This window comes from Paraburkholderia bryophila (genome assembly GCF_003269035.1).
Taxonomy (GTDB): domain Bacteria; phylum Pseudomonadota; class Gammaproteobacteria; order Burkholderiales; family Burkholderiaceae; genus Paraburkholderia; species Paraburkholderia bryophila.
Genome location: NZ_QLTK01000045.1, coordinates 18184 through 42885, shown reverse-complemented (window position 1 = coordinate 42885; position 24702 = coordinate 18184). Strand labels below are relative to the sequence as shown.

The 24702-nt window shown below is 61.7% G+C and carries 18 protein-coding genes and 3 pseudogenes; 8 read left to right on the top strand and 13 right to left on the bottom strand.

The window, feature by feature from the left end; all coding sequences use genetic code 11:
* Both BX591_RS34110 and BX591_RS34105 read left to right on the top strand, forming a co-directional pair.
* Positions 1-189: lipocalin family protein (locus BX591_RS34110; RefSeq protein WP_208644755.1), on the top strand; the 189-nt coding region annotated here is incomplete at its 5' end.
* 495 nt (positions 190-684) lie between these two features.
* Positions 685-1122, top strand: coding sequence for a response regulator (locus tag BX591_RS34105; protein ID WP_111935710.1), 438 nt, complete (start codon positions 685-687; stop codon positions 1120-1122).
* Between the two features lie 1280 nt (positions 1123-2402).
* Here the strand turns inward: BX591_RS34105 and BX591_RS34100 are convergent.
* The 8 genes and pseudogenes from BX591_RS34100 to BX591_RS34070 form a co-directional block, all read right to left on the bottom strand.
* Complete coding sequence (locus tag BX591_RS34100; protein ID WP_111935709.1) at positions 2403-3977, bottom strand: methyl-accepting chemotaxis protein; 1575 nt, start codon at positions 3975-3977, stop codon at positions 2403-2405.
* Positions 3978-4215: 238 nt separating this feature from the next.
* The gene (locus BX591_RS34095) at positions 4216-5385 is read right to left on the bottom strand and encodes an acyl-CoA dehydrogenase family protein (protein ID WP_111935708.1); all 1170 of its coding nucleotides are present in this window, start codon (positions 5383-5385) and stop codon (positions 4216-4218) included.
* Positions 5386-5450: 65 nt separating this feature from the next.
* Positions 5451-6746, bottom strand: a complete 1296-nt coding sequence (locus BX591_RS34090) for an MFS transporter (RefSeq protein ID WP_111935707.1) — start codon at positions 6744-6746, stop codon at positions 5451-5453.
* Between the two features lie 81 nt (positions 6747-6827).
* Positions 6828-7703: an amidohydrolase family protein gene (locus BX591_RS34085; RefSeq protein ID WP_111935706.1), complete on the bottom strand. Its 876-nt coding sequence runs from the start codon at positions 7701-7703 to the stop codon at positions 6828-6830.
* 15 nt (positions 7704-7718) lie between these two features.
* The gene (locus tag BX591_RS37405) at positions 7719-8207 is read right to left on the bottom strand and encodes an AtuA-related protein (protein WP_420849459.1); all 489 of its coding nucleotides are present in this window, start codon (positions 8205-8207) and stop codon (positions 7719-7721) included.
* A gap of 81 nt (positions 8208-8288) precedes the next feature.
* Positions 8289-9602, bottom strand: a pseudogene (locus tag BX591_RS34080) (acyclic terpene utilization AtuA family protein); the annotation flags it as partial.
* Positions 9595-10407: an enoyl-CoA hydratase-related protein gene (locus BX591_RS34075; RefSeq protein WP_111935704.1), complete on the bottom strand. Its 813-nt coding sequence runs from the start codon at positions 10405-10407 to the stop codon at positions 9595-9597. The pseudogene BX591_RS34080 and the gene BX591_RS34075, both read right to left, overlap by 8 nt.
* A 25-nt stretch (positions 10408-10432) precedes the next feature.
* Complete coding sequence (locus BX591_RS34070) at positions 10433-11602, bottom strand: CaiB/BaiF CoA transferase family protein (protein ID WP_111935703.1); 1170 nt, start codon at positions 11600-11602, stop codon at positions 10433-10435.
* A gap of 342 nt (positions 11603-11944) precedes the next feature.
* On the opposite strand from BX591_RS34070, the gene BX591_RS34065 reads away from it, so the two are divergent.
* Positions 11945-12682, top strand: coding sequence for an IclR family transcriptional regulator (locus BX591_RS34065; protein WP_111935702.1), 738 nt, complete (start codon positions 11945-11947; stop codon positions 12680-12682).
* A 71-nt stretch (positions 12683-12753) separates the two neighbouring features.
* On the opposite strand, the gene BX591_RS34060 is transcribed toward BX591_RS34065, so the two are convergent.
* Positions 12754-13149, bottom strand: a complete 396-nt coding sequence (locus tag BX591_RS34060; protein ID WP_111935701.1) for a cupin domain-containing protein — start codon at positions 13147-13149, stop codon at positions 12754-12756.
* A gap of 281 nt (positions 13150-13430) precedes the next feature.
* On the opposite strand from BX591_RS34060, the gene BX591_RS34055 reads away from it, so the two are divergent.
* Together BX591_RS34055 and BX591_RS34050 are read left to right on the top strand one after the other, a co-directional pair.
* Positions 13431-14738 carry an MFS transporter gene (locus BX591_RS34055; RefSeq protein ID WP_111935700.1) on the top strand — a complete coding sequence of 436 codons (1308 nt, stop codon included), beginning with the start codon at positions 13431-13433 and terminating at the stop codon, positions 14736-14738.
* Between the two features lie 278 nt (positions 14739-15016).
* Entirely contained in the window at positions 15017-16141 is a 1125-nt protein-coding gene (locus BX591_RS34050; protein WP_111935699.1) for a porin, read from the top strand.
* Positions 16142-16281: 140 nt separating this feature from the next.
* On the opposite strand, the gene BX591_RS34045 is transcribed toward BX591_RS34050, so the two are convergent.
* Genes BX591_RS34045 through ptsP form a run of 4 tightly spaced genes read right to left on the bottom strand, consistent with a single transcriptional unit; the run spans position 16282 to position 21968 of the window.
* Positions 16282-16587 (bottom strand): DNA-binding protein, encoded by a 306-nt coding sequence (locus tag BX591_RS34045; RefSeq protein WP_111935698.1) that lies wholly within the window; start codon positions 16585-16587, stop codon positions 16282-16284.
* A gap of 41 nt (positions 16588-16628) precedes the next feature.
* Complete coding sequence (locus BX591_RS34040) at positions 16629-18413, bottom strand: PTS fructose-like transporter subunit IIB (RefSeq protein WP_111935697.1); 1785 nt, start codon at positions 18411-18413, stop codon at positions 16629-16631.
* Positions 18414-18426: 13 nt separating this feature from the next.
* A complete protein-coding gene (locus BX591_RS34035; RefSeq protein WP_111935696.1) occupies positions 18427-19467 on the bottom strand; it encodes a 1-phosphofructokinase family hexose kinase in 1041 nt (346 codons plus the stop codon).
* Complete coding sequence (ptsP, locus tag BX591_RS34030; RefSeq protein WP_111935695.1) at positions 19464-21968, bottom strand: phosphoenolpyruvate--protein phosphotransferase; 2505 nt, start codon at positions 21966-21968, stop codon at positions 19464-19466. Before ptsP ends, BX591_RS34035 begins: the two co-directional genes overlap by 4 nt.
* A 226-nt stretch (positions 21969-22194) precedes the next feature.
* Here ptsP and BX591_RS34025 point away from each other — a divergent pair, with 226 nt between their 5' ends.
* From BX591_RS34025 to BX591_RS34015, 3 genes and pseudogenes are all read left to right on the top strand, one after another.
* Positions 22195-23211: a LacI family DNA-binding transcriptional regulator gene (locus BX591_RS34025; protein WP_111935694.1), complete on the top strand. Its 1017-nt coding sequence runs from the start codon at positions 22195-22197 to the stop codon at positions 23209-23211.
* 386 nt (positions 23212-23597) lie between these two features.
* A pseudogene (locus BX591_RS34020) lies at positions 23598-24228 on the top strand (IS6 family transposase).
* Positions 24229-24465: 237 nt separating this feature from the next.
* Positions 24466-24670: pseudogene (locus BX591_RS34015) on the top strand (LysR family transcriptional regulator); the annotation flags it as partial.
* Between the last annotated feature and the right edge of the window lie 32 nt (positions 24671-24702).

Sequence of the window (24702 nt, the reverse complement as noted above, 5' to 3'; positions counted from 1 at the left end):
TGGGTGCTGGACCATGGCGACGATTATGATTGGACGATCGTCGGCGAGCCGTCGGGTCGCTACCTATGGGTACTGACGCGCACAGCACACCCGGCCCCTGAAGTCTTGGCCAGTCTGGCGGCTCGCGTGAGAGCGCTTGGTTACGATTGGTCGCTCGTCAGGGTAACGAAGCAGAGTAGATCGTATTGAAGCTGACGCCGTTACGGTACTGGTCGTGTCGACGCACGCGAGACAAGCGGAGTGGAATTTCGGTGGCCATGGCGGACTGGCGAATGCCCCGCACCGACGAGGGGCTGCAGCTCGCACCAGTAGTCTCCAGTTTCGGCCAGGAAGAGACGTTCGACGCTTGGACACGAATCGCCGACACCCACACAATTCCGATTTCATCAATAACCCGGTGGACCGTCCATTTTAGGGTTCCTGTGAGGAACCTCGGGACGCCCCTGATCCGACCGATCGGGGGCGGGAGCCGTTGACATAGCGGGTTGTTTCGCCGCGTCGGGCGTTGTACCGGAAGCCGGCATTGCAGCGGTCGTGCATGCCGCGAGGACGAACAATAAAGCAGGTAGGATAGGCTTTGTCATCGCAGCCTCCGGAAACGAGGTTAAATGTTACCCGGGCAAGGCGGATTGCGCTGGCGGCGGCACAGGTGTTGCTGGATGTAGGAAAAAACGCTTACTAAAGATGTCCACCGTTCTCCTTGTCGATGACAATGCGGACCTTCGTCATGTCTTCCGGTTGGTGCTGGAAGACCAAGGTTACCGCGTCCTGACTGCGTCAAATGGAAAAGAGGGCCTAGACGCGGCAATTGCGCATCTTCCTGATGCGGTCCTGACCGACTGGCATATGCCTGAACTGAACGGTGAGGAATTGTGCCGGCAGGTGCGTCGGCATTCTGTGCTCGCCCCCGTGCCCATTGCAGTGATCTCGGCTATGGATCCGCCAGCCGAAAAGCAAACGCTATGGACCCTGTACCTGCGCAAGCCGGTCAATGTGGAAACGCTGATATACACTGCGGCGCGCCTGCTCACCGGAAGATTGCCGAGGACTGCTGTCCGGCCTTTCCAGAGCAGTCCCACACCGTCCCGCTGGCAACCCGTTCAGTCAAAATGCTGGCCCTGAAGAAGTCTCGGAATCCAGCCAATGAGGTCGCGCTAGGCGCCACGATGGGTTTGGTGCAGCGCCGGTGAGCAAAGAAACCATGAGTTACTTCCCCATGGGAAGTCTCGGCCCGCAATTACCGCTATCGAACGCGTCGGCGGCATCGCAGGAACTAGCTAAGGGGCGGCGACGGGTCGCGTCCGGAAGTTCGTCACCTTGCCGAGATCCGTGATGGTCGGACCGGCCGTGTAATTCTGGGTACGGCCACAAGCGGCCGGTCGCAGACGTCCTCGGTACGACGTTCAGTCGCCGGCTGCTCCCCCCGTACGCAACCATCCGATTGTCATGACGAACGCTCCTTCATTGGCCCGAGCTGACCTTCACTAATTGCCGGTGTCAGGCAATAATTCGTCACACAGTTGCCATGTCAAATCCGTTGAGGAACGAATACCGACTTCTCGCTTTATTGATCGGTGCCATAGTTTGAAGCGCTACTTGCCGTGGCGAGTACGCTGGCGCTTCTCTTCGATTTTCTTGACATGGTCAACACTGATTGAGTCGCGCCAATTGTCACCCGACGCAAATGACGAAACTCGCCGTATCCCTCGTAGGACGACAAATGACGCGGCCACAAACAGCCGGCAGGGCAGAACGCGCGAACGCCTCAGGTGGAAGCGCAGCAGCAGGCAGGATGAACCTACACGCACGTGTGGCTGCGGTTGCCGCGATTCATCTGCTAGGGCGCCGTCGGCTTGGCTGGTTCAAGGAATTAGAAGTCGACACCCCGGTTGAAATCTGGTGCGAAACCGACGGACCGGGCGACGACCTGAGATTTGTCCTTGCGAACGATGTGTTGGTGTAGGCGCAAGCCAAGAAGGGGCTTGCGCGCGTAGCAGATCTGTGGGCGGGGCTCGCGTCGTTGGCACATGGCATCGACCAAGGATTAGTGCCTACGGTGTACTGGTCGTCGACGTTGATGCCAGCTCCACTATCCGACGCGGACTGGCGCGAGGCGTCATGCGCCTTGGTGAAGGTCGCGCAGACTCGCTTGACGACATCACGAGCGAATCCAAAGATCAGTTGGAAAACGGGGGGCTGCCGGTGCAAACGATTTGCGGCAGGTTGCGGATCGTTATCGTGACACTGTGCCGGTCACGGAGACGCCTCAGAACAGGCTGCCAAAGCCGAACTTCTGCGGCTGTGTGCTACTGAGCGCGACGCCGATGGCGCATGGACGGCGATTCAACTTTCCGCGCACGGGACTGATCGAACGCCGCGGCCGATGGACCGCTGAGGCATTGTCAGGCGGAATGCAGTTGGAAGAACGCCACCGCTTCGTTCAATTGACGCCCTTGACCTTCGAGCGATTTCGAAGCGGCAGCGGCCTGCTCAACCAGCGCAGCATTCTGCTGCGTAACCGAGTCCATCTGCGTGATCGCCTGATTGACCTGTTCGATACCGCGACTTTGTTCGCTCGACGCGGCAGCGATCTCGCTCATTATGTCGGTCACGCGCGCCACCGCTTGCGTCACCTCAGACATCGTCAGGCCCGCGGAAGTCGCGAGTGAAGAGCCTGCCTCGATTTTGCGCACCGACTCGCCGATCAGATCCTTGATTTCCTTGGCCGCACTCGAAGATCGCTGCGCGAGATTGCGGACTTCGCTCGCGACCACGGCAAAGCCGCGCCCCTGCTCGCCGGCCCGTGCCGCTTCCACTGCGGCGTTCAACGCAAGGATGTTGGTCTGGAAAGCGATGCCTTCGATAATGCCAGTAATATCGGCAATCCTCGTCGAACTAGCGCTGATTTCGCTCATCGTAGCGACCACTTGCCCGACCACCGCGCTGCCTTTCACGGCGACTTCGGATGCTTTGGCAGACAGCATGCTTGCCTGCTGAGAGTTCTCTGCATTCTGTTTCACGGTCGAGGTCAGTTCTTCCATACTGGAAGCAGTTTCCTGCAACGACGACGCCTGCTGTTCGGTACGCGAGGATAGATCGATGTTGCCCGAAGCGATCTGACTCGAACCCGTCGCAATGCTGTCGGCCGCCGAACGAACCTGGCCGATAAGGTTGACAAGACTTGTCTGCATTTGCGACATCGAAGCGAGCACGCTGCCTGTCGGCGCCGACGATGCACCCGTCACATCGCTCAGATCGCCGCCGGCGACGCGTCGCGCTGCGGCGTTCAACTCGCCCGGTTCGGCGCCGAGCGAGCGCAGCAAGCCACGCGTGATCAGAAGCCCGGCGAGCAACGACAGCACAATCGCTGCAGCACAAATGGCCGTCAGCAGATTGCGCTGTGTTGCATAGTGTTCGGCCGACTGCTGGACAAGTGCGTTGGCGCGCGCGCGCGTATAATCTTTGTAATCGTTCGTCGCCTTGACGAGTGCCGCCAGTAGCGGCCTGCAATCGTCGTTGATCTTTGCCACGGCTTCGTCGCGTTTGCCCGTCACTGCCAGATCGACGATCGCTTGGGCGACGGGGCTGTAGGCTGCCTCGACCCTGTTGATTTCGTGTATTAGTGCGCGCGCCCTGTCGCTGCTGTCCGTCGCGGTCGAAATCATTGAGTTGAGTTTCGCGAGGTTCGACTGAACGTCCTGCTGAGCTTGTACTTCTGCGTCCCTCTCAATCTGAAAGTCGCCGGGTCGGGTGACGAGCGCCATGTTGCGTGCCGCGATGGCTCGCCGGTCAACGGCGATACGCACCTGCTGGGCGACACCCGCTCGCGCATTGATACCCGACACGAAGTCGGCGAATCGGTCGTTGGCACGGCCGAGCATGAGCAGCGCCATAGCCGATACGACCAGGATCACTGCTGCAAGTACGGCAAATGCTCCATAGAGTTTTGCCTTGACGGACATCCATTTATTATTCATACCAATAGACTCCAGATATTTTTACCGTGAAATGAAAGGATATTTCTCTCAATTCCGACGGCCTCGGTCTGTCGGTCGTGGCAATGGTTGCCCTCTACCCTGAATAACGACACGCTTTAATTCAGGTTCAATCGCGCAAAGGTTTGCGCGTGATTTATATTTCCTATTGAATTAAGACTGCCGAATGCGAAGCGATCAGGCGGGCCTCGCAACAACGTGACGTCGAGGGGCTACAACGCTAATACGACTTTGGCAATCCAAGTGCACGTTCAGCAATAAAACACAGAATCATTTCACGTGACACGGGCGCCAACTGCGTCGCCACCATCTCGCGGAAATAGCGTTCGACATGATATTCGCTCGCGTACCCCATGCCCCCATGTGTGCGGATCGCATGATCGCAGGCCTTGAAGCCGGCGTCTGCCGCAAGGTACTTCGCGGCATTCGCCTGTACGCCGCAAGGCCGCCCCGCGTCGTAATGTTCCGCTGCATGGAGCGTCATCAACTCAGCCGCGTACAACTGCGACCAGCATTCCGCCAATGGATGCTGGATCGACTGGTTCTGGCCGATCGGCCGTCCGAACACCACGCGCTCCGACGCATAGCGCGCGGCTTTCTCCAGAGCACGGCGCCCCATGCCGATTGCCTCCGCCGCGTTCAGAATCCGCTCGGGATTGAGGCTGTCGAGGATATATCTGAAGCCCTGACCCTCTTCGCCTATCCGGTTTTCGACAGGAATTTCGAGGCCGTCGATGAAGGTCTGATTCGAGTCGACCGCGTGTCTGCCCATCTTCGGAATCTCAGTCACTGTCACCTTGGTCCGGTCGAGATCGGCGAAGAAGAGCGAGAGGCCATCGGTTGGTCTCGCACACTGTTCTATCGGCGTGCTGCGGGCAAGCAGAACGATTTTGTCCGCTTGCTGTGCTGTGCTGGTCCACACCTTCTGGCCATGCACGACGTTCCGGTCGCGTTTGCGCACAGCGCGGGTCGTGATCTTCGAGGTATCGAGCCCTGCATCCGGCTCGGTGACACCGAAGCAGGCACGCACGTCGCCCGCGATCACAGGAGGCAGCCAGGCTCGTTTCTGTGCGTCGCTGCCATGTTTAACAATGGAGTGCAGGCCGAAGATATTGATGTGGACGGTCGAGCACGCGGCGAAGCATCCCGCGGAGTTGCCGATGGTCTGCATCATGATCGCCGCCTCGGTAACGCCGAGCCCGGCGCCGCCGTATTCGGGCGGCATGGCGATGCCGAGCCAGCCCCCCTGTGCGATCGCCTTGGCGAACTCGTGTGGGAACTGGTGCGTTCGATCCGCGTTCGACCAGTACTCGTCGTCGAAGCGATCACAGATCGCGCGGACGGCTTCCCGGATTTCGACGTGGTCCGACGTGGCGGCCAGGGCTTCCATGACAGATCGTCCTCTTTCTGATAAATGGGGTGGGTTATACCGGTCACGCCAAGCGACGGCAGGCTTCAGACAGGCTTGCCACGGGTCATCACGAGCAGGCCGAAAGCCATGCCGATCGCGAGTGCGGCGACGCCAATCTGTCCGGTTGCAAAACTCCCCGTGAGGTCTTTCGAGTAACCAACTACATAGGGGGCGACGAAGCCCCCTAGAATCCCCAGCGAGCTGATTGCGGCCAGCCCGCCAGCGGCCGCTGGGCCCGTGAAGAAGATCGAGGGAATCGCCCAGAACACCCCCATGAAGGCTAACGTTCCCGAAGACGCAATGCAGATCAGCGTCATGCGGGCAAATGGATCTTGAACCACCGCCGAGACGGCAAGAGCCGCGCCGCCCACCAACAGGGCGAGCGCCGCATGCCAGCGCCGGTCGTTGTGCCGGTCGGCGCTACGAGTGACCCAGAGAATCGCCGCGACCGAACACACGCTCGGAATGGCGGCGATCCATCCGGTCTGAACGTTCGAGGCGCCGAACGACCTTACGATCTGAGGCAAAAAGAAGGAGATGCCGTTATTCAACGCGGCATCGGCGAAGTAGGCGAGTGCAAGGCCGTAGAGACGCGGATCGGCTAGCACCGACCAGATCGAGTGCCGCGGCTGGTCGGTGACCACCGGTTGTTCCTTTGCCAGCGCCTCGACAAGCCAGACGCGCTGTTCCTGGGGGAGCCACAGCGCATCGTCGGGATGATCGCTCAACCTGTGCCAGATGACGAACGCGAGCACCACGGCGGGCAGCGCTTCGAGCACGATCATCCACTGCCAGCCCTTGAGCGCCAGCAGGCCGTCTAGGTTAAGCAGAACACCCGACAGCGGTGAACCGATCACGAACGACAATGGCACGGCCAGAAAGAAGTAACCGAGCACCCGCGCGCGATACTTCGCCGGAAACCACAATGTCATGTAGTAGAGAATGCCCGGGAAGAAGCCGGCTTCCGCCGCGCCGAGCAGCAAGCGCGCAGCGTAAAACCCGCGTGGCCCGGTGACAAACGCCATCAGTATGCAGCACAGGCTCCAGCTGAACATGATGCGTGCTATCCAGCGGCGTGCGCCGAACCGCAGCAGCAGTGCATTGGAGGGGATTTCGAAGAGCGTATAGGTCAGGAAAAACAGACCGGCGCCGAGTCCATACTGGGTCGCGCTCAATCCAAGATCTGCATTCATCTCCAGCGCCGCGAAGCTGATGTTGACGCGATCGAGAAATGAAATCAGATAGCCCAGACCGATGATCGGCACTATGCGCGCCATCACGGCCCGCATGGTTTGGGACTCGAGGTCCGCGTGCGATGCATGCGCTGCCAACACTTCCATGCTGTCTCCTGATGCATTTTTTTGCCGGGCTTCCGCACCGACGTCGCCGGGTCGAAAGGGGCGCTGTCGTCGCACGTGCGTTCAGGTCAGTCTGAGCAGGCGAGTGGCGTTTTCCTTGAGAATCAGGGGCCGAACTTCTGGCCTGAAGCCGACTGTGTCGAAATCTTCCAGCCAACGATCCGGGCGTATCAGCGGAAAATCCGAGCCGAACAGCATCTTGTGTTTCAGCAGCGAGTTGGCGTGCTTGATCAGTTCCGGCGAAAAGTACTTGGGCGACCAGCCGGACAGATCTATGTAGACGTTCGGCTTGTGGAGCGCGATCGAAAGCGCCTGCTCCTGCCACGGCCATGACGGATGCGCGATGATGATGTTCATGTCAGGGAAATCGGCCGCGACGTCATCCAGGTGAATCGGCTCGGAGTATTTGAGCTTCAGCCCGCCGCCGCCGGCCATGCCGGAACCCATACCGGAGTGGCCGCTGTGAAAGACCGCGGTCAGCTTGTGCTCGGCGATCAGCTCGTACATCGGATACGCGAGCCGGTCGTTGGCGAAGAAGGCCTGCATGGTCGGATGAAACTTGAAGCCGCGCACGCCGTACTCTTCGATCAGGCGGCGCGCTTCGCGCACGCCCATCTTCCCCTTGTGCGGATCGATGCTCGCGAAGGCAATCATGATGTCGCTATTGTTTTGGGCGAACTCGGCGATTTCTTCGTTGGGAATACGGCGGCGACCGAGGTTGGCCTCGCAATCCACCGTGAACATCACGAAGCCGATTTTGCGCTCACGATAGTGTTCGATGGTTTCCGGAATCGTCGGACGGCGGCCCATCTTGAGCACCGTGCCGAAGTATTTGTCCGCGGCTTCGTCGAATTCGCGGCCGAACAGATCAGGGGGCTGGCAGCAGGAGACTTCCGCATGGACATGCGTGTCGATCGCAACGAGATCGGCGAGATTCATTTTCTATATCCTGTTTTATTGTTTCTGAGCGCTTGATGCGTGATTGACCGCGTGGTTGACCGTGCTTTCGACTGGGTCGTGGCGCTGCCCTGCAAGCTCGGTGAGCCATGCCTTGGGCACGCTGACCCGCAATTCGAGCGCCCGCTGGCCGTACGCTTTACCTTGTGGGTCGATTCTCGGTGATGCCATCCCGCCGCCGGCAAGCGCGTTTTGCAGCAAAAAGTTAAATGCGCTCAGGCCCGGCGCCTCGAATCTTTCGACCGGGCCGTCGACCACCGCTGCGAAGTGGTCGCTAATACGCTTCGGTGTCAACACGTTGCGCAGGAACGGCATGTATTCGGGCTTTCTGCAGAAGATCGCGATATTCGACGAATTACCCTTGTCGCCGGAACGGGCGTGGGCCAAAACGTGCAATTCGACTTCCTCGAGTTCCTGCGGTGAGCTTTGCGACGTGGGCGGGATTTCTGCGGTGGGCGTTGGTTCAGTACGAACAGAGGCGTGCACGCTGGCGCCGTCATTGAGCGGTATGCGCACCGGACGGAACGCGTCGCCGCCCACCGCGATCGTCGGCGCCTGGAGACTCGCCTTGTCGACAAAGAACGTGAACAGCCTCACCAGCGGCGCGGCCTTCGGCCGACCGCCTATAAGGCCGGCCGTGCCTTGCGCGAAGCTCAGGCCTACCGCGCCGACCTGGCGCGCAAAGAGGTCGAGGGCCCGCGGGTCTTTATGATCGACCACCAGTCGCAACACGACTTCGCGGGCATCCCGAGCGCGCGACTCGCTGCCATAAGAGGCCTCGGCACCCAGCACCTCGACGTGCGTGGCGGAAAAATCTGCCCAGTCCTGCTCGCGAAACAGCATCCGTGCGCGTTCGATCAGCGCATGTGCGGTACGCTCCGCCTTACCCGCGGCATTCGTCCCGACGATCGCGATCAATGCGATGGCTCGCCAGCCGTCCTGGAAGGTGGCGGAAACCTTGTACTTGGAGGTCGGGGCGCGGCCTCGCGCGCCGCTCACGCGCACCTCCTGCGCGCCAACCTGTTCCAGTTCGACGCCTGAAAAGTCGGCGGTCACATCGGGCAACAGATAAGCGGCCGGGTCGCCGATTTCATACAACACCTGTTCGGCGACGCTCGGCACGGACAGCAAACCGCCAGTCCCTTCCGGCTTCGTGACAATGAAGGTGCCGTCCGCATGGCAATGGGCGATGGGATACCCGATGTTGTGCCAGTCCGGCACGCTTTCCCAATCGGTGAACAGTCCCCCTGTGACTTGCGGGCCACATTCGAGCAGATGCCCGACGAGGCTCCCCGCGGCGAGCCGGTCGTAATCATCGCTTTGCCAGCCGAATTCATGAATGAGCGCGCCGAGCGCGAGGGCGCTGTCGACGCAGCGGCCGGTAATGACGATGTCCGCCCCTTGCTCGAGCGCCGCGGCGATCGGCAAGGCACCCAGGTAAGCGTTCGCAGACAGAAGCTGCGACGGAAGCGGGGCCTTCGACAAGGCTTCGCGAATACCTGCAGCGCGCAGTGTGTCCAGCGACGGCATCAGATCGTCGCCTAGCACCACGGCGACGCGAAGCGAAACGCCGAGTTCCCGTGCAGCGTCTTCGATCGTCTTTTTGCAGGCTTGCGGGTTGATGCCGCCGGCGTTGGTGACAACCCGGATGCCGCGCTCGGCGATCGTCTTCAGATGCGGGGTGAGATAGGCGACGAAGTCGGGTGGGAAGCCGGCCTCGGCGTTCTTTCTTTTAGCGCGCGCCAACAGGGACATGGTGACTTCTGCAAGATAGTCCATGACCAGATAGTCGACGGGAGCGCCGAGCAGTTGCGGGATGGACATCGGGCTGTCGCCCCATGCGCCGGAAGCGCCCGCGATACGAACAATTTTTTCAGTCATTCTGGTTTGTGCCGGAAGTGAAGGGGACCCAGCGAGGGGCGCGTCGATCGCTGAAGGCGGCGAGACCTTCTTTCGCGTCGTCGGTACGGGAGGCCAGAGCGATCTGTGTTTCCGCGAAAGCGAGCGCGGCGTCGAAGTTCATGTCTGACATCGCAGCAATCGCATACTTGCCGCGCCGAACGGCGATCGGCGACGTCTGCGCGATGCTCGCGACGAGCGCCTCCACCCGCTCGTCGAGATGTGCATACGGCACGACTTCGTTAGCGAGGCCCATCTCCAGCGCCTGGCCTGCGTTGATCAGTTCGCCGGTGAGGCAAAGATAGTTGACGTGGCGAGGCGCCAACATCTTGCGCAGATAGACAAGCACCTGCATCGGAAACACCCCCACCTTCGACTCAGGCAAGCCGAAGCGGGCGTGATCGGCGACCACGGCAAGGTCGCAAAGGGCCATCAGGCCCATGCCGCCTGCCACGCAAGCACCATTGATCCGTGCAATCAAGGGAATGCCGCTCTGATGTACGGCGCGCGCGAGCCGGCCGAAATCGGTGGTGGGTTCGTCAAGATCGGCCGCGAATACGCCGGTTCCTCGCGACAGATCGGCCCCTGCGCAAAAGGCCTTGTCACCGGCACCGGTCAGCACGATCGCGCGAATCGAAGGATCGCTTCCCGCGGCGACGATCGACGCATGAATGCCCGCGATGACATCCGGGTTCAGCGCATTGCGTCGCTCTACCCGGTTAATGGAAATCCACAGCGCGTTGCCGCGCCGTTCAGTCAGGACAACTTCAGAAATGTTTTGCGACATGACTCGTTCTCTTCGTGCAATCAGGTTAGCCGGGCGTAGGAAGGGAGTCCGCTGGATACGCCTTGGCGCCTAGCTCGCCGGTGTGCTCGCCGAGCGTTGGCGCGAGTCTATTGATCTCCAGGGGGGTGGCGGAAAAATTCAGCGGCGAGCGCGGCACCATCACCGTGCCTTCGCTCGGATGCTCCATCTGCCTGAAAAAGGCGACCGCGTGCAGATGCGGGTCGTCGAACAGGTCGTCGACAGAATTGACGCGGCATGCGGGGATATCGGCTGCATGGAATGCCGCGAGCCACTCCGCGGTGGTTTTCTTCGGCAGCTCATCGGCGAGCAACTGTCCGGCCGCTTCCGCGTGAGTCGTGCGGGTTTGCAGACTGCGAAAGCGCTCGTCTTCGTCGACGAGGGACGGGCGGCCGATCATCCGGCTGAATTTGCGCCAGTGAGCATCCGTGTAGACGACCAGAGAGAGATAGCCGTCCGCGGTGGGATAGGGTCCGCGTGAGCGCGACAGCAGACGCAGATAACCGGTGTCGCCGAGCGGTGGCACGAAGGCGCGCCCGCCGATATGATCGGCGAGCACAAACTGCGCCATCGTCTCGAACATTGGCACTTCGACCTGCTGGCCTTCGCCGGTCTGTTGACGGTTATACAGCGCGGCCTGTACCGCAATCGCCGCATACAGGCCGACGACGCGATCGCAAAGATTGATCGGGGCATAGCGCGGCTTGCCGTCGACGCGCTCGAACATGCCGGCCACACCCGAGGCGGCCTGCATCAGGTCGTCGTAGACGGCCGCGCCCGCGTAGGGCCCGCCTTCGCCATAGCCCACGGTCGAGCAGAAAATGATGGAAGGATTGAGTTCGGTTGCGCTCTCATAGCTCAAGCCGAGGCGCGCCATGGCTTGTGGCCGGATATTCGAGATCAGCACATCGGCGTTGCGAATCAGCTCGCGCAGCTGGTGCATATCTGCTTCGGCTTTCAAGTCCAGCACGATGCTGCGTTTGTTGCGGTTCGCCTGCAGAAATAGCGGTCCCATGCCGGGGTTCCGCATCGGGCCGATGTGGCGCATGGAGTCGCCGCCTGCGGATTCGACCTTGATCACGTCCGCGCCGAGGTCGCCGAGAATCTGGGTGGCCGACGGCCCCATCACCACGGTCGTCAAATCGATAATACGCACGCCTGCTAGAGGGCCACTCATCCTGCTTTCTCCTGATCGTGTCCGGGCATGTTCGCCATGCGCAGCGGTAGTCGCGTCATTGCTCGGCGCGATCCGGTATAAACCGGAGCGCATCGCCTGGGTTTTCATTAAATTCGCGATAGCGAAGTAAACTTCGCCTATGCGATAATCCTACCCGTTGAAACAGGACTTCACAAGCAGGTGAGGTGCTTGAGCGCCTCGTAGTTTCCCTAATGCCGCGGATGACACGGGCGGGCATCCGGGCTGGGCGGGCGCCCGGATGCCTTGCTGCGCCCTCATGGACGGTCTCATGGCGGGTCCAGGCGGCTAGAATGTTGCACTTTCATACTGAGGTTCTGCTGCATGTCCAAGATCGTTGAACGAACCCTGGATGTCTTCGAGATGTTCGCGTCCGAGAAGCGCCCGCTTTCGCTGACGGACATGACGCGTCTGCTCGGCATTCCAATCTCCAGCTGTCATGACGTGATTCATGCGCTGGAAGCGCGCGGCTACGTGTATGAAACCGGCCCGCGCGCCGGTTACTACCCGACCCGGCTGCTCTACAGCGTCTGCGAGGTCATCGTGGCGCACGATTCGCTGGTCCAGCGCGCCACGCCTCTGCTCGAAGGGATAAGGGATTCGTTGGGGGAAACAGTGACCTTGGCGAAGGCAACCGGCATGCAGGTTCTTTACCTGCAGGTGCTGGAGCCTGAACATCCGATCCGCTTCTCGGTCACCGTCGGCTCGGAAATCCGCAGCCTGCATGCCACTTCGGCGGGCAAGGCTTTCCTCAGCACGCTAGCGCCGGAGGCGTTCCATGAGTTTCTGCAGTCGGCGGAGTTGAGCCGCCTGACCAGCAAGACGCTCACAGCGAAAAGCAAACTCGCCGCCGATATCAATCAGTCGAAAAGCCGTGGCTGGTTCCTCAACCGGGAGGAGAGTCTGGCGGGCGTGGTCACCGTGTCGAGTCCGTTCATCTGGAACAACGCCGTGCATGTCATTACCGTGGCAGGTCCCGCGGACCGGATGGAGGACAAGCTCGAACGTGCGGCGGCGCAGGTCATCGAGGCATGCCGGATATTGGGCGACCGGCAGCGCTAGTGCTGCGTGCCCCTTGCGCAGGCCGCGGCGCTTATGCGGCGCCGGCGGTCTCCCGTCAAACTATCGATGCCTCAGGACTGGGCTTCGCTCTCGCGCCGGATGACTTTCTCCGGTGCTTCGCCGTACGGTGGTGAATAGATCACGAGCAGCCTGATCCGCTCGCTGATGACCTGAATGTCATGAAAAACGCCTGCGGGGAAGAACATCAGGTCGCCCGTCGAGATGTGGTGACGCACGCCGTCGATCTCAGCAGTCGCTTCCCCTTCGATCACATAGGCTGCCTGTTCCATGCCGGGATGGGCATGCGCCACCGCGCCCGCGTGGCGTTCGATATCTCCGTAGATAATCTCCATGAACTGAGCGCCGTTGACGCCCGGAGCGACGAGCCGGTAGTTCTTCGTGCCTTCGTGATTGGCGGGACTGTATGACGGTACGTCCGAGGGCCGGACGACGAATTTGCTTTGCATGGAGTCTGCTTCCTTGAGGTAGATCAGTGGAGGATTTTATTCGCCAATGCGAATGTAAATACGTATTGGCGAATAATAGTCATGACCAAGTCAGGACGCACATCAAGGTTTTCCCTAGAAGTCGACCCTTTACGCGACACAGGGAACATCCCTATATCGCTCTGGTTTGGCATCGTCAGAATACGCCAATGCGAATAACTATTCGCTGTGGCGATACATAACCAGGCCGGGCCGGTCCGCCTCGCGACCAGGCCGTGGCCCCAGACAAGGATTGCTGTGACATGACTAACGAACACAGTCTTGCTGCCCAACCAGGCTCATTTGCCCAAGCGCCTGGCCGGACAGCTCCTGAGCGTCGGCGGGCGGTAGCGGCCGGGATCATCGGCAACACGCTGGAATGGTATGACTTCGGCGTTTATGGCTTTCTCGCGACGCTGCTCGCAAAGCAGTTCTTTCCCGCCTCCGGGCAGTACATCGGTCTGCTGCAAACTTTCGGCGCCTTCGGGGCCGGATTCATCGCGCGCCCGCTGGGCAGCATTCTGCTTGGCCGGATGGGCGACATCATCGGACGTAAAGCGGTACTTACTCTCACGATCCTGATGATGGCCGTCGGCACGATCGCGATAGGAGTGGTGCCGACCTATGCTCACATCGGCATCGCCGCGCCGCTGGTGCTGCTGGTTGCGCGTCTGTTGCAGGGTCTTGCCGCCGGTGGCGAATGGGGCAATGCCGCGGCGTTCCTCGCTGAATGGGCCAAACCCGGCCGCAGAGGCTTTTACGGTGGACTTCTGCTCGCGAGCGTGTCCGGCGGTTTGTTGCTGGGCTCTGGGGTGGCCGCGTGCGTAAGCACGGCGCTGAGCCCTGAGCAGATGACTGACTGGGGATGGCGGATTCCGTTTCTTCTGGGAGCAGCCCTGATTCCTGTTGGTTTGTATATGCGACGTAACGTCGAGGAGCCGCCAAAATTCAGATCGCAACCGACCGGGGACGTGCCACAGAATCAGACGGCGTTTCCGGCTCTGCTGCTCAGGGCCGCGTGTATCTGTTTGCCGTTGCTGATGGCGTCCTACATGGTGACCGTGTATATGCCTTCATATGCCCAGTTGTACGGCGCGATCCCACGCTCGATGGCGCTTTGGGCCAACACCTGCGCACTTGCACTGACGGTGGTCGGAGCACCGGTCGTGGGGTTGCTGTCCGACCTGTACGGTCGCCGGCGGCAGATGCTGATCTGCGCCGTGCTGCTGGTGGTGCTGGCGTATCCGATGTACGGGCTGATTGCATCGGGCGTCTCTTTTCCGACTTTCTTCGCGATACAGATGCTGCTCACGGCTGTTGTCGTCGGGTTTAATGGCGCTGTGCCCGCGACCGTGGCGGAACTGTTTCCTACCGCCACACGCGCGGTTGGCGCGGCGCTCGCCAATGCGATTGCTGGCGTATTCGGCGGCTTTACGCCTTTCATCTCCACCTGGTTAATCAAGGAATCAGGATCGGTCGCTTCGCCTGCCTGGCTGGTCGTATTCTCCGGTGCCGCAGCATTGCTTGCGCTGATCGGCATAAAAGAAATGGCTCACCGCGAGCTGACCTGAGTGCTTGATTGAGCAGGCGTGGCATTGATGCCGGTCGCCTGACACTCGAACTCATCGCGGCCATCCGGACTTTCAGGGGGCCGCGGTAATCTGGCTATTCACGCTATCGCCCCCTGCTGGATGCCATGCCGGGCTTCGGCCGCGCGTGGCATGGTGCGTTGCTGGAAATCATTGAGCCAATGTTAAGCCTGCAGTCGACATGGACTTTCTTCAAAAAATGACGAGCAAGGTAATTAGTTAACCTAAGTGAAACAATAAATTCAACTGGAGGAATAAAGATGAGACGTTGCATTGTCGCAGGGGCGGTTTTTGCTTCATTCGCGGGGACTGCGTGGGCGCAAAGTAGCGTTACCCTGTATGGACTGTTATCCGAGGGTGTCGGGTGGGTCAGCAACGAGGGTGGCTCCGCCAGTGTGAAAATGTTGGGTGGCACCAACCAGAACAACCGGCTCGGTTTCAAGGTCGCGGAGGACCTCGGCGGCGGCGTGCAGGCCGTAGCAACACTTGAAAATGGTTTCGACATCACGAGCGGGAAGTTCCAGCAGGGCGGCCGGATGTTCGGGCGGCAAGCGTTTGTCGGACTCAGTGATCGCTCGCTGGGTACCGTTACGTTCGGTCGGCAATACGACATGTTCTGGGACTACATCGCCCCCTTTGCTGCGCCGAGCGTGGCCTCCGGCCTCGCTGCCAATCCGGGCGATGCCGATAACCTGATGGGCAGCTGGCGTTACAGCAATTCAGTCAAGTACACGAGCCCGACATTCGGCGGCATCAGTGCCGAGGCGCTATACGCGTTTAGCAATGCGGCTGGACAGTTTTCGGTGAATCGTGCATTCAGTGCGGGCGTGGGTTACCAATCGGGAGGTCTGAAACTGGGAGCAGCTTATGTCGAACTCGACTCGCCCGGTATCGCCCATCCAAACGGTGCGGTGACTGACGACTATCTCGGTGCGCCGTTTGAGCTGTTTCACACGAGTCCGCTGAACAGCAACGTCGGCGTGGATCGGCAGCGCAATTACGGTGTCGCCGGTTCTTACGACTTCGGCCATGGGGTCAGGTGGAGCATGCTTATCGACCAGATTCATTTTTCGTACCTGGACGGCTCGAGCCTGAGATTGACCAATTTTGGGACTTCGCTTTCCTGGTATCTGACGCCTGCGCTGATGCTGGGCGGATCTTATACTTACACACAGGGGAAATACGGCGGGCTGGATGCCAATCCGCATTGGAATACGGCCATGCTCAGCCTCGACTACTTTTTGTCCAAGCGAACGGATGTTTATCTGTTTGACGTCGTGCAGCATGTAAGCGGACCGCACGCTGTTGCTGATATCTTTTTGAATGCGCCTTCAACCAGTCAGGTGCAGAATCTTCTGCTGGCGGGGATCAGGCATCGGTTCTAGGATGGGCGGGCAGCGAGCTTATCCTGTGGGCGGGCTCGCTCTGAACGCCCGACTGTAATGGCAAGGTCAGCGGTTCGTTCAGTTCTGCACGGTTCCAACAAAAGAGCGGCCGCAACTCCCTGACGAAACCTGGTCGCCGGTTATTCCTGCCAGACGCTGGCGCATCCATCGCCGGCAAACACATTCGCGCCGTGTGTGTAGTGAGAATGCCAGCCTCCCAGTAATCGATCGACCGCTTCGCGCGCGTCGCGCAGAGCGGTGACCGTCAGGCTGACGGTCCCGCTCGCCGGATGCAACGCTGTTTCGTTGTGTTCATGTTCGACGAGCAGGCGTTGGCCCAGACGCCGCGCAATCGTGCGGCGTAGTGTGACTGCGCCGTTCTCGTGCGGCGCCGCCTCGATGACCAGCTGATACCCGCGATACGTTTCGTTGACATTTTCTGCCATGGTCGGCGTGGAGCCTGATCTGATGAGCGGCATTGGAGAGATCAGGCCGCCGCGACAGGGCGCTTCAGCAATCCCACTGCAAGGGCCGTAACGATCGTCCCCACCGCGATCGCCACCACATACATGCCCAGATGCGTGACGGCGTTGGGAATCGGCAGCACGAAAATGCCGCCGTGCGGCACTTTCAGTTCAACGCTCGACGCCATCGAAATGGCGCCCGTAATCGCTGAACCCACCACGCACGCCGGAATGATCCGCATCGGATCGCGAGCCGCGAACGGAATCGCGCCTTCAGTAATGAACGCCATGCCGAGCACCGCGGCTGCATTGCCGGCTTCGCGTTCGTCCTTCAGGAAGCGGTTGCGGAAAACCCATGTAGCGAGCGCGATGCCGAGCGGCGGTGTCATGCCGGCCGCCATGGCGGCCGCCATCGGCGTGTACACCTGACTCGCGATCAGGCCCGTGCTGAATGCGTAGGCGGCCTTGTTGACCGGACCGCCCATGTCGAATGCCATCATTGCGCCGAGCAGCAGGCCGAGCGTGACCGCGCTGCCGGTCTGCATCGAGCGCAGCCAGTTTTCGAGGCCGTGCAGAGCTGTCGCGACGGGTGTGCCGACCACGTAGATCATCAGCAGCCCGACGACCAGCGTTGATACAAGCGGAATGATCAGCACCGGCTTGAGGCCTTCGAGGTTGCGATGCAATTTCAGTTTGCGGCTGATCAGGAGCGCCGTGTAACCGGCGAGAAAACCGGAAATGATGCCGCCGAGAAAGCCTGCGCCGAGACTGGCGGCGAGCATCCCGCCGACCATGCCGGGCGTAATGCCGGGCCGGTCTGCGATCGAATAGGCGATGTAGCCGGACAGCACCGGTACGATCAGCGCAAAGGCCGATTTCGCTCCGATCTGGAACAGCGCCCACGCGAGGGTGCCTTTGTGTGCGTCGTCGAACGCGTAGATGCCGCCCAGCGCGAAGGAAATCGCGATCAGCAGGCCCCCTGCAACGACGAACGGCAGCATGAACGACACGCCGGTCATGAGGTGGCGGTACGGGCCGGACGATTTCGCCGAGCGCTGTTTCTTGGCGGCCGCGACCTGATCGGCGAGTGCGGCGCCTGTCGGACTCGATGCACCCGCTGCGCCGGCCGAAGCAGCGCCTTGCGTGCCCCCTTCGATACCGGCTTGCTCGATCGCCTTGGCAATCAGTGCCGCTCCCTTGCCGATGGCGCCTTTGGTGCCGGTTTCATAAAGCCGTTTGCCTCGGAAGCGGCTTTTGTCGACCTGGGTATCGGCGGCGATCACCACCAGATCTGCCGCCGCGATCTGCTCGTCGCTCAGCGTGTTCTGCGCGCCAACCGAGCCTTGGGTCTCGACGTGAATCTCGTGACCCAGCGACTTCGCGCCTTGCGCGAGACCTTCGGCCGCCATGAAGGTGTGAGCGATGCCGGTCGGACACGAGGTAATCGCGACGATCCTGAGCTTGCCCGGCGCCGCCGACGTGGGCACACCTGCCGCCACGCTGCCGGCTGCGGCACGCGCCAGCACCGCATCGGCCTCGCGAATGGCATCGTCGAGCGAAACACGATGAATGGTCTTGCCAGCGAACGGCGTCTCGTCGACGTGATCCGTCGCGTCGGCTGCGATCAGCACGGTTCGCGCGCCGGCGATCTCGGCGGGGCTCAGCGGATGCTCCACGCCGAGCGCACTGCGCGTCTCGATCGTGAGCCGGGCGCCGCGCTTCTGTGCGGCGCGATTGAGGGCTTGCGCCGCGACCATCGGCGCTGCGCTTTGTTGCGGGGACGATACCAGTCCAATCAGCTTGTCCATTGCTCTCTCTGGCTTACACGGCTTGATGATGGGTGACGCACAGCGAATCCGCAGCGACGCTGAAGCTGACGATGTCGACTTGCGCGGCGAGCGCGTCGAGGCGCGCATGATCGGGCAGATGAGGGCCGACGCGTGCGAGCTTGCCCGCCGCGAACGCCGTCGCGCGCCGGCCGAGTTCCGGCCACGGCCGCGCCTCGACGAGGCTGGCGATCAAACCGGCGACGAGCGCGTCGCCCGCGCCGACGGTGCTCGCAACCGGCACCCGCAACGGCGCCGCGCGCCAACCTTCGTAGGCGGTCGCACTGGCGGTTGCGTTCGTGGAAGACTCCACATCTGCGCGGGTCACCCCCAACGCGCCGCGCTCGCCCAGCGACACCACGACGTAGGCAATCCCGCGCTCGAGCAGCTCGCAGGCGGCGCGGATCAGCGCATCGTCGTCAAGAAGCGTGCGGCCCAGCGCCGCCTCCAGTTCCGCGCGGTTCGGCTTCACCAGATCCGGCAGATCGCCAGCTTCGGCGGTGCCCAGCATGTCGGCCAGCGGCGTGCCGCTCGTATCCAGCGCAACCCGTGCACCTGCCGCATGCAAGCTGCGCGTGACGCGGCGATAGAACGACACGTCGACGCCCGGCGGCAAGCTGCCCGCCATGACGAACCAGCGGCCCGGCACGGCCAGTTCGGCAATGCGTTGCTCCAGCGCCGCGACATCGGCCACGGTGGGCTGCGAGGTCGCGAGGTTGATGTCGGTGGTTTCGTTGCGCGCCGTGTCGACGAGTTTCACGTTGATGCGCGGGCGTCCGTCAATCCGCACGAAGCGGTCGGCGATCCGCTTCTCCGTGAACATCGCAGCGAATGCTTCGGCATCCTCTGAACCTAGCAGGCCGGTGGCGATCGTCGTGATGCCGTAGTCGGCCAGACATCCGGCCACATTCACACCTTTGCCGCCGGCATTGAATTCGAGCGACGCCGCCAGATTGACCTCGCCGAGCTTGAGGTTGGCCACGCGCACGGTCTGATCGAGCGCAGGATTGGGGGTCACGGTAACGACGGTTTTCATGCGGCGGCCTTGATATCGTCGCTGTCGAGCGCACGCACGGCGTCGACATCTTCGCAATCGAGTGCGCGGCGCGCGAGCGCCTGCAAAGCGTCGAGGCGCGACGCGCGCAGCCGCGATTTGACGGCCGGAATGTCGCGCGCGCTCATCGACAGTTCATCCACGCCGAGGCCCGCGAGGATCGAGGCACCGAGCGGATCGCCGGCAAGGCCGCCACACACGCCGACCCATTTGCGATGGCGGCGCGCACCCTCCACGGTCTGTTTGATCATGCGCAGCACGGCGGGATGCAGGCTCTCGGCCATGCGTGCCAGTTCTGGATGCTCGCGATCCACCGCGAGCACGTATTGGGTCAGATCGTTGGTGCCGATCGAGAAGAAGTCGACCAGCGCGGCGAAGTGATCGGCGAAGGCCGCCGCCGATGGCGTTTCGACCATGATGCCGAGCGGCACCTTCGGCGCGCCGAGTTCGACGCGGACCGTTTCGGCCAGGGCGAGCGCCTGACGCGCTTCGTCGAGCGTCGAGACCATCGGGAACATGATCCACAGCGGACCGTCCTTGGCGGCGCGATACAGCGCGCGCAATTGCGGCAGGAACAGGTCGGGACGGCGCAGGCACAAACGCAGGCCGCGCACGCCGAGAAACGGATTCGACTCGTGAGGCAGGTTCAGATACGGCACCTGCTTGTCGCCGCCGATGTCGAGCGTGCGAATAATCAGTTGGCGGCCGCCGCTGGCTTCGACCATGCGGCGATAGCAGTCGTATTGCTCGTCCTCGCTGGGCGCGTCGTGACGTTCGAGGAACAGGAACTCGGTGCGCATCAGGCCGACGCCGTCCGCGCCGCTGGCGATCGCGTCGCGTACCTGTTCGGGACGCGTGATGTTCGCGCCGATCTCGAGCACGTGACCGTCGAGGGTGGCGGCGGGCAGGGCGCGATTGGCGGCGGCGCGCTGCGCCTCGTCCGCCAGTTGGCGCTGTGTGTGGCGGGCGCGATCGCGGTCCGTCGCCGATACGCCGATGTACAGGCGGCCGCTGCTGCCGTCGAGCACGGCTTCACTGCCGTCTGCGATATCCATCAGTGCGGCGCCGCAGGCGACGGCGGCCGGCACGCCGAGCGTGCGGGCAAGGATGGCCGTATGCGAGGTCGGGCCGCCCGACACCGTGCAGAAGCCGAGCGTGACCGCCGGATCGAGCATGGCCGTGTCGGACGGCGCGAGGTCTTCGGCGATCAGGATCGCGGGCGTGTCGAGACGCGTGTCGGTGGCGACGTCTTCGCCCAGGTGTTTCAGCACACGGCGGGCGACGTCCCGCAGATCGGTGGCGCGCGCTGCCAGCAGCGGATCGGGCAGGGCAGCGAGGCGCGCGGCCTGTTGCTCGGCCGCCTGATGCCACGACCAGGCGACGCCGTGGCCGTCCAGCAGCATGCGCGCAGCCGCGTTCAGCAGTTCGGTGTCGTTGAGCAGTTCGCGGTGAGCGGCGAAGATTTCGCCCTCGGCTGCCCCGAGGCGCGCGGTGGTGTCGCGCGTGAGCGCATCGAGTTCGCTCGCGGTTTCGCGCAGGGCCCGGTCTAGCTGATGAGTTGCTTCGAGGGTGTCGGCGGGACGGTCCTGAATGTCTGGTTGTGTGGTGCGCAGCACACGTACCGGACCGATTGCAAAGCCGGGACCCGCGCTGACGCCGTCGAATAGCGTGGCGGGGTCGAGCGGCGCCCATGCCACCGGCTGGGCTTTTTGCCGGCGCGCCCGGGCGGCAGCCGCGCGCTCGTGTTCTTCGGCCGACAAGTTTTCAATGGTGCGCTTCAACGCCGCGAGGGCCTCGGCCGCGTCGACGCCTTGCGCCGAGAGCACCAGTTGCGCGTTGGCCGTGGCGCCCAGTTGCAGCAGGCTGACCAGATTTTTCGGGTCGGCAGCAAGCTTGCCGTGGCGCACCCGCATGGCCGCCTGATAGCGCTTCGACGTCGCGACCCATGCGCTTGCCGGACGCGCGTGCAAGCCGTGCGGATAGTCGAGAACCAGTTCGATGCACTGCTCGAAGTCGGCCGGGGTGGTATCGATCACAGTAGAGGTGCCACGCGTCGCGCCGTTCAACGCTTCGACGAGCACGTGCGGATCGCGCGCCTCGACGAGCGCGAGCAGTTGCGCGGGGTCGCCGATCAGACGGGTGAGCCGTTGCAGCAACGCAATGTGTTCGTCGGACTGTGCGGCAATCGCCACGACCAGATTCGCGCGTTCGCCGTCATGCCACTCGACGCCTTCCGGAAGTTGCAGCACGGCCACGCCGGTGCGCCGGATCAGATGACGATCTTCCTGCATGCCGTGCGGAATCGCGACGCCGCTACCCAGATAGGTATTCGAGACTTGTTCGCGACCTTGCAGGCTCTCGATATAGGCGGGCTCGATATAGCCGGCGGCGGCCAGCAACTCGCCGGCCTGGACGATCGCGTCGAGTTTCGAGCTGGCACGTGCGTTCAGTCGAACCAACTCTGCGGTAAGCAGCGACGGCATCGCGTCTCCTCAAATCGAATCGTTAAAGTGGTCGTATTGGAATCGATACCACTTTGGCCGTCAAGTCTTCGCCGTCTTCGCAGATTTCAATGATTTTTCTTGAAAGCCAGGTAGAATGGTCCGCAAAGGCTGTGCAGCCGGGAGTCGCCATAGTGAGGCGTTTCAGCTGCCTGATAGGCAATCCAGGGAAAATACCGAGCCGGTTACGGAATCGATACCACTTTTCATGAACTTACGAATCAAGGATGTTGCCGAAGCGGCAGGGGTGTCGGTCACGACGGTGTCACGCGTGCTGTCGAATAACGGTCCGGTTCGCGACACAGTCCGCCAGCGAGTGCTCCGTGCGATCGAGCAACTCGGCTACCGTCCGAATGCGGCGGCACGCCGTCTGCGCTCCGGGGATACGGCCACGATCGGCCTGATTGTGTCGGACGTGCGCAATCCCTTCTTTACCGAAGTCAGTCGCGCGGTGGAAGACGCCGCCTATCAGCAAGGTCTGCGCGTGATTCTGTGCAATACAGACGAGAACCCCGAGAAGGAGGCGATGTATCTCGGGCTGATGGAAGAAGAGCGGGTCACTGGCTGCATTTACTCGCCTACTCACGACGCCGCGCAAAGCTTCAAGGCCGACGCTTACGATTTCCCCGTGGTGATGATCGACCGCGCCGGCCCCGCGGGCAGCGCGGATGCGGTGGTGCTCGATAACCGTGACGCGTCGGCGCGGCTCGTCGAGCATCTGGTCGAGCGCGGATACCGGCGGATCGCTGGCCTGTTTGGCAATGCCAGTACGACCGGGCGCGATCGCCACGAGGGCTTCGTGCAGGCGCTGGGGCGGCATGATCTGCCGGTACAGGCGGAATTCGTCGAGCCCAACCCCGAGGGCGCGGTGCGGCCCGTCGGCGGCTGGCTCGAGGGGAACGCCGCCAGCCGGCCCGATGCGATCGTGGCGAGCAACGGCCTCCTGCTGCTCGGCGCCTACCGGGCCATGCGGGCGCAGGGCGCCATTCCGGGTGAAGCGATCGCACTAGCGGGCTTCGACAACGAGCCGTGGACCGAACTGGTATCGCCGGGCATCACGGTGATCGCTCAGCCGGTCTATGAGATCGGCAAAATGGCAATGCAGTTGCTTACCCAACGGCTCGCCGATCCGTCCATGTCCACGCGCTCGCTGGTCTTGCCCGGGGCGATCGTCATACGCGGGTCGACGGCACGGCTGGAAGCGGTTGCCGCAGCGCGGCGATAACTTTTAGGCGGGCAGTTCGAACTCCGTTGAGCGGTTTGCGCTATGCATGCTGGAAATCCGGCCGCCCGAGTGAGCGCCCGAGCCGATAGCAGGATTCGTCCAGCAGAACCCTTGAAAACGAGGTCCCGCAAGCGGTGCACCGGTGGTGCCCGACGGGGACACGCGCATGGTAGCCGGGGTGTCGCCGAAACAGCGCAGTCGCATTAATGGTACGACACAACCTGCTCAGACTCATCGCGTTCTTTATAAGCTATCCCCATCTTTTTACCCAAAATTGATGGCCTTTCAGCCAGACTGAAAACGCCAGAGCTAAATTCAGAAGCATTGTGGGAGATGCGAATTGGGGGCGTTGTCAGGTTGCTGGCCGTCTCGCGTAAGATGAGGCGATGAAGAAACCGAAATCGCTGTATCGCGGGTACCGTTTTCCAGCTGGCGTCATCAGTTGCGCCGTGCGCTGGTACTACCGATATCAATTGAGCTTGCGTGACATCGAAGAGCTAAGGCGGCACATGGCACCTTGACGAGATGTTCGTGACGTTGCGCGGCGAGCCTTACCTACTATGGCGCGCAGTGGACTAGCACGGCGCCGAACTCGACATCCTGCTGCAAAAGCGGCGCGATAAGCCCGCGGCCAAGCGCTTCTTCAAGCGTGTGCTGCGCTCGAACCCGGTGCCGCGCAAGATCTTTACCGATGAACTGCGTAGCTATCCGGCCGCCAAAGCTGAGATTCCAGAGCCGGCGAGCGTAAAGCACGTGTTTGTCAAAGCGGCAGCCCGACTGAACAACAGGGCTGAAAACAGCCACCAGTCGACACGTGAACGCGAGCGTCGCATGCGCGGTTTTCGCAATCCGAAAAGCACGCAGGCCTTCCTGTCGAGCTTCGGACTGATCCGGCTACACTTCGCGATCAAGCGGCATCTGCTGCGCGCTTCACTTTATCGCAAACAGCTTGCAGCAAGGTTCATTGCCTGGCGCGAATTCACCGACCTCGCCCGCGATCCGTCGACCGGTTTCTAAATCATCGTCACACCTCCAGCGTTTTGTCTCACGCATGGCAAGTTTACAACGCCTTGACGAGGCCTTCAAAAGCCCACTGCCCTCGCAAACGACAACATTGTCACTGTCCATCTCGATGGCACCGAGCGCACCTCGAAAAATCGAGGCGAAATGATCGCTAGGCTTCTACTGAGCCGCTCGTCCTTCGCGGCGAAGTCGATCTAAACATTGTAAAAGTCATGAAATCATCCTAAGGCTATCAAGTTGTCCTTTGAAGCCCTGCAAGTATTGGACACCATCGAGCGGACAGGCACATTCGGCGAGGCGGCCGAACAGTTGCATAGGGTTCCGTCGTCGATCAGCTACCTTGTCCAAAAAGTTGAAAGCGACATGGATGTTTGCACTATTCGACCGTAGCGGCAGACGCGCGACGCTGACGCAAGCAGGCCGCGCCGTCGTTGATGCGTCGACGTGCGAATTTTCCAAAAAGCATTC